The sequence below is a fragment of the Roseibium album genome (assembly GCF_001404515.1).
Taxonomy (GTDB): domain Bacteria; phylum Pseudomonadota; class Alphaproteobacteria; order Rhizobiales; family Stappiaceae; genus Roseibium; species Roseibium album.
This window is the reverse complement of record NZ_CXWE01000004.1, coordinates 302,428-315,668: the sequence shown is the minus strand read 5'-3', so window position 1 is coordinate 315,668 and position 13,241 is coordinate 302,428. Positions and strand designations below refer to the sequence as shown.

General features: G+C 55.3%; 14 protein-coding genes. 7 read left to right on the top strand and 7 right to left on the bottom strand.

Annotated elements, in window-relative coordinates:
- Positions 1–290 precede the first annotated feature (290 nt).
- Positions 291–707 carry a Ros/MucR family transcriptional regulator gene (locus LA5095_RS14750; RefSeq protein ID WP_029061595.1) on the top strand — a complete coding sequence of 139 codons (417 nt, stop codon included), beginning with the start codon at positions 291–293 and terminating at the stop codon, positions 705–707.
- 69 nt (positions 708–776) lie between these two features.
- On the opposite strand, the gene LA5095_RS14745 is transcribed toward LA5095_RS14750, so the two are convergent.
- The 4 genes from LA5095_RS14745 to LA5095_RS14725 form a co-directional block, all read right to left on the bottom strand.
- Positions 777–1,388: a TetR/AcrR family transcriptional regulator gene (locus LA5095_RS14745; RefSeq protein WP_055116180.1), complete on the bottom strand. Its 612-nt coding sequence runs from the start codon at positions 1,386–1,388 to the stop codon at positions 777–779.
- The gene (locus tag LA5095_RS14740; RefSeq protein ID WP_082442414.1) at positions 1,373–2,836 is read right to left on the bottom strand and encodes an amidase; all 1,464 of its coding nucleotides are present in this window, start codon (positions 2,834–2,836) and stop codon (positions 1,373–1,375) included. The genes LA5095_RS14745 and LA5095_RS14740 overlap by 16 nt, the downstream gene beginning before the upstream one ends.
- A gap of 441 nt (positions 2,837–3,277) precedes the next feature.
- Positions 3,278–3,709, bottom strand: coding sequence for a SufE family protein (locus LA5095_RS14735; RefSeq protein WP_055116177.1), 432 nt, complete (start codon positions 3,707–3,709; stop codon positions 3,278–3,280).
- Positions 3,710–3,989: 280 nt separating this feature from the next.
- Positions 3,990–4,442: a DUF5330 domain-containing protein gene (locus LA5095_RS14725; protein WP_055116173.1), complete on the bottom strand. Its 453-nt coding sequence runs from the start codon at positions 4,440–4,442 to the stop codon at positions 3,990–3,992.
- 460 nt (positions 4,443–4,902) lie between these two features.
- On the opposite strand from LA5095_RS14725, the gene LA5095_RS14720 reads away from it, so the two are divergent.
- From LA5095_RS14720 to LA5095_RS14710, 3 genes are all read left to right on the top strand, one after another.
- Positions 4,903–6,513: a sensor histidine kinase gene (locus tag LA5095_RS14720; RefSeq protein WP_144435997.1), complete on the top strand. Its 1,611-nt coding sequence runs from the start codon at positions 4,903–4,905 to the stop codon at positions 6,511–6,513.
- 59 nt (positions 6,514–6,572) lie between these two features.
- Positions 6,573–7,271: a peptidoglycan-binding domain-containing protein gene (locus tag LA5095_RS14715; protein WP_208992702.1), complete on the top strand. Its 699-nt coding sequence runs from the start codon at positions 6,573–6,575 to the stop codon at positions 7,269–7,271.
- 83 nt (positions 7,272–7,354) lie between these two features.
- Positions 7,355–7,738: a DUF1491 family protein gene (locus LA5095_RS14710; RefSeq protein ID WP_055116169.1), complete on the top strand. Its 384-nt coding sequence runs from the start codon at positions 7,355–7,357 to the stop codon at positions 7,736–7,738.
- 17 nt (positions 7,739–7,755) lie between these two features.
- On the opposite strand, the gene LA5095_RS14705 is transcribed toward LA5095_RS14710, so the two are convergent.
- Positions 7,756–8,760: a DUF2336 domain-containing protein gene (locus LA5095_RS14705; protein ID WP_158510380.1), complete on the bottom strand. Its 1,005-nt coding sequence runs from the start codon at positions 8,758–8,760 to the stop codon at positions 7,756–7,758.
- A gap of 354 nt (positions 8,761–9,114) precedes the next feature.
- Here LA5095_RS14705 and LA5095_RS32060 point away from each other — a divergent pair, with 354 nt between their 5' ends.
- The 3 genes from LA5095_RS32060 to LA5095_RS14695 all read left to right on the top strand — a co-directional run bounded on the left by LA5095_RS32060 (position 9,115) and on the right by LA5095_RS14695 (position 12,006).
- Positions 9,115–9,324 carry a hypothetical protein gene (locus tag LA5095_RS32060; protein ID WP_082442413.1) on the top strand — a complete coding sequence of 70 codons (210 nt, stop codon included), beginning with the start codon at positions 9,115–9,117 and terminating at the stop codon, positions 9,322–9,324.
- 76 nt (positions 9,325–9,400) lie between these two features.
- The gene (locus LA5095_RS14700; RefSeq protein WP_208992701.1) at positions 9,401–10,264 is read left to right on the top strand and encodes a hypothetical protein; all 864 of its coding nucleotides are present in this window, start codon (positions 9,401–9,403) and stop codon (positions 10,262–10,264) included.
- Positions 10,265–10,434: 170 nt separating this feature from the next.
- Positions 10,435–12,006: a tetratricopeptide repeat-containing sulfotransferase family protein gene (locus tag LA5095_RS14695; RefSeq protein ID WP_082442412.1), complete on the top strand. Its 1,572-nt coding sequence runs from the start codon at positions 10,435–10,437 to the stop codon at positions 12,004–12,006.
- A 31-nt stretch (positions 12,007–12,037) separates the two neighbouring features.
- Here LA5095_RS14695 and LA5095_RS14690 read toward each other — a convergent pair whose 3' ends face one another.
- Entirely contained in the window at positions 12,038–12,598 is a 561-nt protein-coding gene (locus LA5095_RS14690) for a DUF1254 domain-containing protein (protein WP_055116164.1), read from the bottom strand.
- A complete protein-coding gene (locus LA5095_RS14685) occupies positions 12,595–13,182 on the bottom strand; it encodes a DUF1214 domain-containing protein (protein ID WP_208992700.1) in 588 nt (195 codons plus the stop codon). Before LA5095_RS14685 ends, LA5095_RS14690 begins: the two co-directional genes overlap by 4 nt.
- Positions 13,183–13,241 lie beyond the last annotated feature (59 nt).

Here is a 13,241-nt window from a genome sequence, read left to right as displayed (position 1 = left end):
GGAAGACTGGCGTAAGGGAATACTATTAGTCCATTGTCGATTTCGATATATACGAAATAGTCGGTATTTATAGAATTTGATTATTATTGCCGAGAAATGTTTTTTATTTGATTTTCGGGGTTGTATAAGAAGGAAAGCAGCGATATAAGGCTGTGACAATCACCTGCAAAGTAGAATCGCTATTGATTTCTAATTCCGCAAGTAACGTAATTTTTCAAGCGTTTTCGGAACAAATTACTTGCAGGTTTACACCGAAGCTTAATTCAAATTTGGAAGAGAACGGGTGAAATATGACTGACAATCCGGTGGATGCTAATCTGATTGATCTTACGGCGGACATCGTCTCTGCATATGTGAGCAACAATACGGTTGCTTCAACTGATCTGCCGAGCCTGATCAATGAAGTGCATGGCGCGCTGCAGAAAACGGCATCCGCTTCCAACGAGCCGGAGCCGGAGCCGCTCAAGCCCGCTGTCCCGGTCAAGAAATCGGTCATGCCCGACTACATCATCTGCCTGGAAGACGGCAAGAAGTTCAAGTCTCTCAAGCGTCACCTGCGTACTCATTACAACATGACGCCGGAAGAATACCGGGACAAGTGGGACCTTGGTGCCGACTATCCGATGGTTGCACCGAATTACGCAGCTGCCCGTTCGGAACTTGCCAAGAAAATGGGTCTCGGACAGCAGCGCAAGCGCTCCAAGTAAGATCCGGTCAGACCAAAATACTGATGAAGAGAGCTGCCCACCGGCAGCTCTTTTTTTGCGCGGATATTTCTAGCGTTTCAGCAATGCCTCAAGGCCAGCAAGCTGGTAGCGCCAGAAGAGCGCAAATGCATGCCTTATGTCGGCAGGATCCTCATATTCGGCGAGGATATCTGCAATGGTCTCGACTGTTCTGTTGAAGAGTTTGTGCGTGAGAAACTGCAACTGGGCATCCGGATAAGGTGTATCCGATTGGTGACGAAGGAAGTCGTCCGTCAACCGTTCCATTTCGTTGACTACGAGGCTGCGGACATGTGCAAATCTGGTTGCCTTTGAACCGCGCAGGAGAATGAGCACAACGGCGCGGTTGTCGACGCAGAAGTTCAGAAACGCGTTTGCACTTTCGGATCCCTTCGCATCGGCACCGGGCCAATGATCGATCCTGCCGAGTTCACGGATACGCGTGCGCAGAAGTTTCAGGAATGTTGCAGCCAGACGAGGACTGACAACCGCCTCAAACAGCACTTCCTTGTTTTCGAAATACTTGTAGATGTTGCTGGTAGCGGTGCCCGATCTGCCCGCGACTTCCGCCAGTTTCGCATCCTTGTAACCATGCTCGGCAAAAATATCGGCCGCGGCAAGGAGGATCCGTTCCCGAACCTCCGACTTCAGGCGTTGTGGCATAAGAGATCTTTCGTCAGTTCATCAAGACGGTGCTTCCAGGGCCGAGCCTGTTCGAGCTGATAGGCCAGAGAAAAAAGGAGCGGATCCTTACCGGATGGCGCTGTGAAATGACTGCCGACAGGCAGCCCTTTGTCAGTCCAGTGAAGGGGAACGGTCATCGCCGGCCAGCCAGTCAGGGAAGAGACAAATGTGTATCCAGCAAGTCTTGCGGTGAAAGCCTGCAGGACTTTGACATCAGTTTCCGGACCATATCGGCCAAGCGGAAAGGCTTCGAAGGGTACCGTGGGGCTCAGAATAACGTCGCATTGTTGCATCGAGCGTTCTGCGTTTGTTGCGTTTTTTGCCAACACTGTTTGTGCCATTTCGATATCTGCAGGCGCCAGATCACTAGCGCGCCGGGCAATTTCCAATGTATAGGGCTCCAGCCCATCCTCGTCATAGGCGTTGCCCATCATGTTGCGAATTTGAGCGAACACACCTGATAGCATCAATCCCGTCAGGTCAAAGAATGCGTCAACAGTCGTCTCGGGATCGAAACACGGCGCCTTGATCTCGAAAACATCGCAGCCGATTGTTTCGCAAAGCAGGGCGGTTTCATGTAGTGCTGCTTCCACCTCCGGCGTCGGGGACAGACCCAGGCTGTCATTGTGATAAAATCCGATGCGGACATTTTTCGGAAAGGACGATCGCAGGTGTTCCAGTGACGGTAGTCTGGTCGAAAGATCCCGATTTTCAGTCATTTGCAGCCATCGGGCGCTGTCTCGAACGGAGCGGCTTACGCAGTGTTCGGCCAGGAGCGCGGCTGTTGGCATCTCGGCTGGAACACCGTTTGAGACCGTTCTGTTGCGACCTGGTTTGAAGCCGAAGAGGCCGCAGAAAGAAGAGGGGCCCCGGATCGAGCCTCCGCCATCGGATGCATGTGCTATCGGAACCATGCCTGCGGCGACCGCCGCAACCGCACCGCCCGACGACCCTCCCGGAGACAACGTGATGTCCCAAGGGTTCCGTGTCGCACCTTTGGCAAGTGTTTCGGTTGTTCCAAGAAGTCCGAATTCCGAGACGGTGCTTTTTCCCAATGCAATCAGGCCGCTTGCCTGAAGGGTGTCCGCATAGTCGGAGCTGGTGAGTGCCGGTGCTCCGTCCAGTAGGCGAGATCCGAAACCAGCTGTGTGCCCGGGATAAGGAAGCAGATCCTTGATAAGGGTGGGAACACCGGAGAAGGGCTCTTTTCCGGTAACGGATTTGGCCTGCTGCCGCGCCAGATCGAAATTCGAGCACGCGATTGCATTGATTTTCGGATTCAACACGGCAATCCGCCCGATCGCCGCCTCAACAAGTTCCAGACTGGTTGCCTCGCCACTTTGGACCAGGTTCGCCTGTTCTGTTGCATCCATGAGTGCAAAACGGTCGGCGATGGGACCGGCGCCGGACCTGTCGGAATAGTCCATGAAGGGCCTCTGTTACGAAAAGAGAATTGATGATTCTCTTTTAACATATGCCCGGTGTTTGCGAAAGAGGGGATGGTGACAGCAATGGAAATTTCAAAATTGACCGAACTGAGTTGGGTCGAAGGGGAGTTGATTTTCAACACAGGGAAGGTGACTTGAAGCGGAATGCAGGCGAAGGCTGTGCGTACCCGTGCTGCCCGTCCATTGAATGCGACGATGGACATTGACCACCCGAACGCCTGAACGTGTGAATTCGCAGGAACGCTATTTGGCAGTTTGAGGCCAACCGTACAGTGAGGGAGTGTTGGAAGACCCTCGGTCCTGGACACTGCTGATCATCGGCGGAGCGAAATGACTGCCACGAACGCTCGATTGCCAGGGATACAACTCAGCAATGGTTGCTTCGTCAGCACTTGAGTGCGGCAGTTCGATCAGACCTATTCAGGCAACCGCAAGAGCGTTTTGCGCATCAGTGCGAATACGTCCGACCATGGACCTGAGCCCATTCGACCTTTGCGGGGTCAAATGATCCTGCAATCCAAGCTTGGCGAAAAGGCTTTCAACATCGGTATCGAGAATTTCCTGAGCGGTTTTACCGTTGAACAGGGTTGTGACAATCGCCACAAGACCCTGAACGATCAGCGCATCACTGTCACCTTTGAATGTCAGGACCGATTTTCCGTCTGCTCCTGCTTTCACATTCGTGATCAGCCAGACCTGGGACACGCACCCGCGCACCTTGTTTGCATCGATCCGTTCGTCTGAGGACAGTTCGGGCAATTCCCTGCCCAGGTCGATCAGATATTTGTAACGGTCTTCCCAATCGTCCAGAAAATCGAATGTCTCAAGAATTTCGCTGATATCGGTGGTCATGACACTCATCTTTGAAGGGCTGTTCCGCCTTCATATAGCCTGCATGTCACAAAGTGCAAATCCGGGCAGCAGCAACAGGATTTGCCGGGCGAAAAAGATTGAAGGACTTTGGCAAAAGAAAAAATCGCCGCAGATGAAATGGGCAGCTTTCCATCTGCGGCGCAGCGGTACGAGCCGCTGAAGTTAAGCCGTCGCTGCTGCATATGTGCAACATCGCTCTAGCGGGGCGCAAAGAGCCGTTGTTCCAGAGGCAACGATCCGCGAACAACGACTTGTCGGCTCAGGTGTCCTGACCTGAGCGTGGTTTGGGCCGGGGAACCGGCCCGCCGGCAGTCTCCACCTGGGAGTCCGGATCTTGAATCTGATTGAAAATCCCCTGGCCGTTTGAACCTCGGCCGGAAGCAAGGGGGCGGACCGGAGTGGTGGAGCCCGTTGTCAGCGTTTCATTCGCCGATCGATCCGCAATTTTCGTGTCGAGGAACTCATAGACGATGCGAGCGCCGTCTTGTGCCCGGCTGCCAATGACGCTCAGGGCATTGCCGCCGGTTTCGCAGGCCTGCGGGTTTCGGCTGCAGAAGCCGCCGATATCTGACATGGTCGCCTGCGCGGCCAGGAAGGCCGACACCGGATCAACGTCCGCGGCCTTTTCGTTTGTGCTCTCGTCATCCGAGCCAAGCGGAATCAGAACCAGCACCAAGGTGAGCCAGAAGGCCGTCCTCAGAAGAAACAACATTTTTGCTACCCATAGTCTGTTCGATGCCGCGTGCCATTTTTGTCCCGGCACGCTTGTTATGGTTGAACCGTAGCAGACACATGAGAATGTCGAGTTGAGTGCTTGAAGCGAATTTTCATAAAATAAATCAGGTATTTAAATCGTATTTTTTGAAATATTGATTCAAATTTTATCTATGTTGCGACAAGTGCCTGAAAACAGACCGGTTTCGCATTTTTTTCCCGGTTTGGTTTTAACCTTTATCGTTCGTTAAGCGCTGGAGCCGACAATGATCAAACAGGAGTTGTGAGCGGAAGTATCCGCGATATTCGTTTGGTAGTGTAGAGTGCGTAACCTTCTGAAAAAAATACATAATTTTTGGGAGTTCTGTGCGGCTCGTGTCGACGGAATGATTCACCCCTCGGCTGCGGTCGAGCATTTTTCGGCACCGTTGCATCGTTCGTTTCTGACAAGCTGTTTCTTGAGCGGGTCTGCGGCCCTGTTCATTCTGCCGTTGCATCTTGCCCTTGCCGGTGCACCTCATGTCGCAACGATCCTGGTTCTGGCATGGATGCTGAGCCAATGGCCCATTGCGCACTACCTGTCGCGCTCCGGTGATCTGGACAATGCGATCGCCGCGTCGTCGGGTCTGTTTGCCTTCTTTGTCGCCACCATCTGCATGATGACCGGCGGGGACAGTTCGTTTGCGCTGCTTTGGCTTCTTGTTCCTCCGATTGAGGCGGCATTCGCGTCAAGCAGAAGGGTCACAATCGGTATTGCTGCATTGTGCTGCGGCCTGTTCGGGATCGTTTCGATTTTCACCAGCCATGTGCCGCAACTCATGATCCTTTCTCCGGAAACACGTCTGATCGCGACCGCTGCGGCCCTGGTCTATACAGGTATGCTGGCGGTCAGAATATCGCTCGACCGCAAGCGCGCGCGCGCAGCAGTTGCGGCTTCAGAGACGCTTCGACGTCGTGTTTGCGACAACATTTCCGAGATTTTCTGTGAAATCGCTCAGGATGGCCGTGTGTCGGTCATCGGAGGCCCGGTTCGGAAAGTGCTGGGTTTTGTGCCGTCGAAAACCGAAGCTGATTGGCTGTTTCATCGGCTTCACGTTGCTGATCGGCCCAGCTTTCTGAGCAGGCTCGCCGACGCCAAGGAAGGTCATGAAGCTTCCCTGTTCCAGGTTCGGTTCCGTATCGGAGACAACCGGCCGGGCGACAACGGTCAAGCGGTCTATCGTGGCTTCGAACTGATGATGAAGCCTGCTGGCGAACAGGACAGCTGTGATGGTAGCGGAATGGTTGTCCTCACCCTTCGCGACGTGGAAGCGGACAAAACGCTGCCAGCCGATCCGGAGATCGGGACCGAAAAGGGGCGCCGTGGCAACATTCGCTGGAACATCATCGAGGAAGCCGGTGCATCGGTACAGGCACAAATGTCTGAAATAGTTGATCTTGCCACGATGGTGGAAACCAGGGGCAAGTCCTTGTCAGAGGGCAGTCTGCATCAGACTGCGCAGCGTATCAGGTCTGCCGGAAACCGCAGTTCGGAGTCCTTGAGTGCAATTCTTGACCTTGTACCGGGAGAGGCGGCACGAGCGGCAACGGATCTCTGTAATGTCGATGTCGCCGACTGTCTCAGACACAGCAGCCACCTCATCTATCCGATTGCCGAACGGCTGAGGGTCGGGATTGAGATAAATGCAGATCCGGACCTTCCCAACGCGCTTGTCGACCGGAAGAGATTTCGCCAGGCTCTTCACCTGATACTCTCTGAAATGGTGGAGACAACGGGCGCCGGTGGAAGTGTCAAGGTTTCAGTCAATCCGGTCGAGAGCGGACTGGAATTGATATTGACAGCGGTCAACCGTCAATCGAGCACCAACTGGAGTTCGGAAGGATCGCAAGGCGTGCTCGAGCAGGCGTCGGATCTGCTTGCGCAATCAGGTTCTGTTCTCGATTTCCGGTCAGCGCTTGGCCAAGGCGAGAGCGTCGTTGTGGCAATACCCGTACGCTTCGAAAGAAACGTGCGTGGTACGACAGTCGGCGCCACGGCGACGGCTCGACAGCTGGCGCGAACGGCATAGGCGGCATGATGGCAAAATCAAAAACAAAAGCGGCTCCGCCCAAAACACAAGAAACGCTTATGGCGAAGGCCGGGCACCTGGCGTTGGACAATCCTGTTGCTGCAGGAGGCACCGTTGTCATGGGGCTGACGGCCTGTCTGATCATTGCCAATGCAATAGGCCTGCAGCCCGGCCGCCACCCGGCACCGATCTTTGCGACACGTGATCGTCCGAATGCTCTGCGGGTTCCTGAACCTGATGACCGGCGCAGCGGATTACAGGTTCAGGAGATCTCGACCCTGGTGCTCGACCTGCAGATTTCGCTTCGAAGGATAGGTCTTTACGAAGGACCTCTCGACGGGCTCAGCGGGCCTGCAACCGAGCGCGCCATACGTGCCTTTGAGCGGCGTGCGGGGCAAGCGGAAACAGGCAAGGCTCACGAAGGCCTGCTCGCCCTGATCCTGATGCACGGCGACGAACCAGCCGAATCGTTTGTCCCGGTCCCGCGCGCCAAGCCGGGCTTTTCCGGCACATCTGTGCAAGACATACCGGTCGCTTCGGATGTCGATGTCGACGCCGACCCGCAACTCATGAGGATCCAGAAAGCCTTGTCAGACCTAGGCTATGGGCCGCTGAAAGCTGATGGTGTCATGGGTTCCAATACGACAGCTGCCATCAAGCGTTTCGAGCTGGACCGTGGCCTGCCGTTAACCGGAGAGCCCGGTTCGAAAACAATCGAAAATCTGGAAATGATCAGCGGCCGGAGTCTGTCAGGCTAATTGCCAAGACCCCCGAAACGGCTTAAGTCCGACTGCAGTCAGGTCTGCGGTCGTGGCTAAACCTGACCAGAAACGGATACGCGATGCGGGTCACTTCGGAATTCTTTGTCAGCGCACTTGTTCGCCGAATTTTCGGGGAGGGGGGCTTTGCGGCAATTTCCAGGCGTGGTGCGGAGGAGGCCGGTGCGGTCTTTGTCTGCGTTGACCGGCTTGACGGAACCTACGACCTCTACGGGCCGGCGCCTCAGGCAATGTTCCACGAACAGCCCCTGGGACGTCTCTTCGAAAGCGTTCTCGCGCAATGCGAAAAATCTGCAATCGATATTCGATTGCAGAATGAGGCCCGCATGGATCCTGATTATTGGCTGGTCGAAATCGAAGCCCGAAACGGTGACATTGACCTGCCAATCGCGCGCGAAGAAGACGAGAAGAAAAACGTTCCCGGTTCGGATGTCTTCCGGATCTAGGACGTTTTCAAATCTGTTCAGCCTTCGCTGGATTTTGCGAAACGTACCTTTTTCCTGGTATTCGCTCCACGGTCGGCCAGAGGCGTCTTGACCGGCAGCTTGCGGCCCGAAGCATCCTGATATTGAGAAGAATGGCGGGCTGCGGTTCTCTGATTGCCCTGATCGTGCAAAAGCCATTGTCCGACCAGCGCTTCCGCAGCTCCGTTGCTAAGGGTTCGGTGCATTCTCAAGAGACCGCGCAGATCGATGAGCTGCGTGTTTTCACCCAGCATCCTGATGAGGATTGTTGTCGTCTCGAACTCTGGCATACCAAGCGCCTTAAGGGCGATTGTGAGACCTTCTCCCTGGTCCTCCTGCATCAGAAAGTTGCAAGTTTGTCTCGACAAACCAAGGGATTGGCTCAGCAACGTGGCAAAACTGGTTCTGTTTTGATCAAGCGCGGCTTTCACCAGGGCTTCCTGGATCTGAAGACGGTTCATATCGGGTCGCTGGGACATTGTTCCACCTGGTGTCTGCGCCTGTTTGACGAGGCTGGTCATTTCGGCTGTGGCGATCGCCTGCTTTTTCAAGGGTGCCGGCAAATGCAGGAACTGACCCATCAGGCCGTCGGGATGAAGGGCATCCCTGCCGGCAAGTTCCAGACCGAGGGTCGCGACGATTTCGCTTCTTCGGCTGAGTTTTGCCTGATGGGTCTTGCTGAGCGTGATGTCATCGCGCCCAAGCAGAATTTTGATGACGCTGGCCTCGGCGTGGTCACACAGGGCATCGATCACCGATTCGCGTAGTGACGGGCGTTCGGCAATTGCCTGTCTCGATAACTCCGGGCCATTGTTGGCAAGTGCCTTGAGGAGATCCACAGAAAGCCGGGGACTGTTGCGAAGCGCGGGAGCGGCGGTCTGCGCATCGTCATCGCGCGCGAGAACCTCCTGCAGATCGTCCGGTATTTCGGCGTGACCAGACAGAAGTTTTGAAATTTCGCGACGATCTTCAATGGGAGTGTCCGGCAGGAGGTTTCGCGCCAATTCCAAAAAAATCCCTGTTTCTTCAATGGTATGCTTCCTAAGGCCGACAAAGATCTCCGTGGCAGAAAGCAAAATGTGCCGGGCAGAATGAGACGCGGACCTTCTGCGGGACGCCTTTGTTGCTGGCGGCTCTTTTGGATTGAATCGTTGGCTTTGGCGCATGACACCCGTCTACAAAATACGAAAGACCGATCGACCGTCGAAAGTTGTTTCCTTCAAATTGCAGCAAAAGCGTTAGCATGCTGTTAACCCTGACAGCTTCTTAATGAGCTTGCAGGAAGTAATGCGTCGCCCGTTTGACCGTTTCCTCCCGGTAATACGCCGGAGAGGCGACTGGAACCGAAGGAGGAGACGATGGGCACCTTGTTGGATTTTTCGTCCGCTCAACGGCCCACTGCGCGTGTGGGTCAACAATCAAAACGGCAACGATCAGAGAGCCGGGAGAGCTTTGGAGAGGTTATCCTCTTTCCAGGTGTCCGTTACGAGCATCACGACCTTGATCTTGCCGCACGAATCGCGACCATCGGTAAGGCAGCTGGACCTGCTGGTTCCGACAAGGACTGACGGTCCAAGCCTTTCCAGCCGCTTCGGGACGTAATGCCCGAACAACGAATGCGTTTGCGGTCTGGAGACACGCCCGATGGGCTATGGCAATGCGGTTCAGAAAAGCCATGCCTTTGATGAAAGGCAGAGGTTCGGAGTTGATCTGGGGTGGTTTCGAGCCATCCTGTTGACGTCCGTTCTGGCACTGGCTGCGTGCACACGCCCAACAGGCGATTTCGACAGGGCAAGACCGTCGGTCATTCACGATGATCTTATGCCGGCTGTCGGAGAAAATGCGGCACGGTTGCGGGGCGATCCCGTTTCGAAATTCAACTACACGAATGATGAAAAACTGCTCCGCGACCGGGGGTGGACGCTGATCCGTCCACCATGGACCAAGGACTGGATCGGCGGGACAATGGTAGAATTGTCACGTACGCGGGTCCTGCCGGAAACGGAAGGTCGGGTGCCACCTGACCTCTATCTAATCTATCTGCGTTCCGACAAGTTTCGGTCATCCGATGCGCGCTACGACAAGATCGCTGCCGACGCGACCGGAGACGCATCACTGGTCATGCCTTTTTGTGAAGTTGCGCTACGCGTGCAAAAAGCCGACGACGAACGGTTGAGAGTTCTGAGAAACCAGAAAGTCACCACCGAGGAAACCTATGACGGTGCCAAGGCACGGGTTTGGGAAAACCGGGTCATGATAAAATGGGTCGGTCAGGCACTGCGTTACAGGATCATTGCCTACAAGAAAGCCCTCAAGGGACTGGAAATCGAAACTCCGAGCCAGGACAGGGTCTGGAAGGTCAACAACGCCATCCGGGAACTTGAGGGTCAGGTTCGCCTTGCAGAAGCCAGCTGTGAGGCGAACAATCGCTATGGTCAGGACAAGCCGGCCAAAAAGTCCCGGATCTACACGGGTTGGGGTAACGAGCGGCCGCCCGTTCAGAAGTGATTTCACGCAATTCGACATTGATCCGACGGTAAAATAGACCGGGCTGTGATTGCACTTTTGCGAGCGCGGCAGTATTGCAGGGTGAGGCGACCGCGTGGAGGCAGATAGACCCTTTGCCCGCGACGTCCGTCCCTTGTTTTTTGCAGACCCAGAACGTTTCAGGAGCTTTCATGAACCCGGGTGTAACGCAGCTTGTACAGGAAGCACTTAGCCACCAGCACGCTGGACGTATTCCCATAGCCCTGAACATGTTCGAGGAGGTCCTGCGCCTCGACCCCCGTAATCCGCAGGCAAATTTTTCGCTCGGTATTGCAGCTTACCAGGAAGGCAAGATCGGCCTTGCCATCGAGCGGCTGCAGATTGCCGCGCGCAAAGCAGCGAAGCATCCGCAGGTGCATCAGCTCCTCGGTCTGGCTCTGATGAATGCGGGAGATCTTGAGGGTGCACAATCATCGCTCAAGAAGGCTGTGTCGCTAGCGCCCAAGGAAGCTGATTTTCACGCACAACTCGGCGACCTCTACAGGGCCAGGAGGCAAGCCGTTCTGTCGCGTCAAAGCTACCTGCGCGCCCTGAAGCTGGACCCGGAGAACGGGTACGGCCTGGTGGGAATGGGCCAACTGGAGGTGACGATCGGGAATATCGATGCGGCAATCGAGTGGTTTGAAAAGGCGATCGCCTGCAAGAAGGAACTGCCGACTGCGTTTCAATGCCTCAGCCTTGCAAAGACCTTCAAGGAAAAGCCCGCAGAGCTTGACCAGATCGAGGCGCTCACGAATGACGGTGTCCCCCGTCCGGGGCCCGAACAGGCCAATCTGCACTGGGCAGCAGGGAAAATCTATCACGACATCGGTGACACTTCCCGTGGCCTGGAGCATTATCAAAAGGCACGGACGCTGCACTATCCGCCATTTGATCCCGCTGCCTATGAAGATCGAATTGCGTTCATGAAGGACGTCTTCAACGAAGAGTTTTTCTCGAGCCGGGCGGATTTGGCAAATACCTCCGACAAGCCCGTCTTCATCTTTGGACTGCCGAGGTCCGGCACCACGCTGGTGGAGCAGATTGTTAGTTGCCATTCCCGCGCTTCAAGCGGTGGTGAAATCCAGTTTTTCAGGCATTTGCAGGAGGATATCGGTTTGAAAGGAAAGCCGAGCGCAGCCCTGGAAAACCGTCTGAAGAGCATGGAGCCAAAGGAATTCAAGCGCATTGCCCGCAAATATCTGGAGGTGCTGGACAGTGTCGACAGGCGAGCAGACCGAGTTACCGACAAGATGCCTCACAATTATGAAATGCTCTGGCTGATGAGTGTGCTGTTTCCCAAGGCAGCGTTCGTCCATTGCTACAGGTCTCCGGCCGATACCTGCATTTCATTGCTGTCGCATCCGCTTTCGCCGGCTCACAACTATGCCCTGACCCAGGATACGGTCGGGCGCTACTACCGCACCTATGCCTCCTTGATGGAGCATTGGGAGAACGTGGTTCCGGTCAATCTTCACACGCTGACCTACGAAACGCTTGTCGACAACCAACGCAGTGAGAGCGAAGTTCTGCTATCGCATGCCGGACTTGACTGGGAAGACGGTTGTCTTGAGTTCTACAAAAGTGAAAGCCCGGTAACGACATTTTCCAACACGCAGGTGCGCCGGCCGATCTTCAGGTCATCGCTGGGAAGATGGCAAGGCAAGGAAGCGCATTACAGGGACCTGCTTGACGCGCTTGGTCCGCTGGCACCGCAAGTTTGATCGTTCCGGATTTGCAGACGCCCCGCCCGGGTTATCCGATCGTTCCGCAGGTGGCGGACAGCAGTGCCTGATCGAGAGCGTTTGCCCTGGATGGATGAGGCACATGTGCCCGCAGGAGCGCAAAACCGCTGATATCAGCCGTTTCGATAACGATAAGATCTTCCAGGTTTTCCGGCGGATTTTCCCGCAGGATCGACAACTGAGCGGGTGTCAGGACCAGCATGGACAGTCGTTCGGCACCTGCTGTGCGGTTGTTCAGGCTGTAGACGGCTTCTCCGGCCGAATTGAACAATCCTATCGACCAGAAGGATGTTGGAATACTGGCATCGAAGAGGACTGGCCCGTCGGCGAGCTGAAACCGGCAGGTGGCATGTTTCATGGCCGGATCAAGATCGGGGAGAGCTTCCTGCTGTGGACGGACGTCGGGAAGCAGGTTGAATTCCCGGTCTGGTCCATAGGTCGCGATGTTGTCATAGGCGCTGTGCTGCACATTCAGCGGAATTCCCATCACAACCAGTATGTGGACGATCGTTGCGAGAAAGAGAACGGAAAACACAGCAAGCGTGATTGAAAAACGCGGGGACAGCGTCATGGGCACCCCAATCTTTCAATCACCGGCAGTGTAATGCCGTCCAGTGCAGCACCGGTCGTGACCGGAGCATCATACAGCCGTAACACGAAGCGCATGCCATCACTGGCATTTGCGCTGGCGGCTAGCGGCAACCAGTTTCCCGAATGCGGTTCGCTGGCCGCGTTGATTTCAAAGGACCCGTCCGGATTGCGTAACAGGTTCTGGCTGTCGAGATGGACCCTGCCGGGACGGGTCTCCACCAGGTGTCCGTCACCGTCCGTTGCCGTCATCGTCCAAAGTCTTGCCGTGGGCGTTTGGCCGGAAATCCGGTAGATACAGGTTGGATCGAGCAAATGCCCCGACCTGTCTTCGCGGGCGACCAGTGCCAGTCCTTCACCTGAAGCCAGCGGAACGACAGCGCCCCTCGTATAGATTGCAACCGAATACGGGTCGGCTTCCGCCGTTCCGGCTTTCGGATAGGCCCGCCAGGATCCGATTGTAACGGCGTTCAATGGCTGTTCGCGCTCGATCATGACGTAGGCCGAGCCGATGCCCAGAAGCGACGCAAGTACCACGATCAAAGTCAGGAATGACAGCGTCCTCAATGGATGGCTCCGATGAGGTCGAATGGCTCGGGGCAAATCCTGTTTTTGCCAGTCCGCTT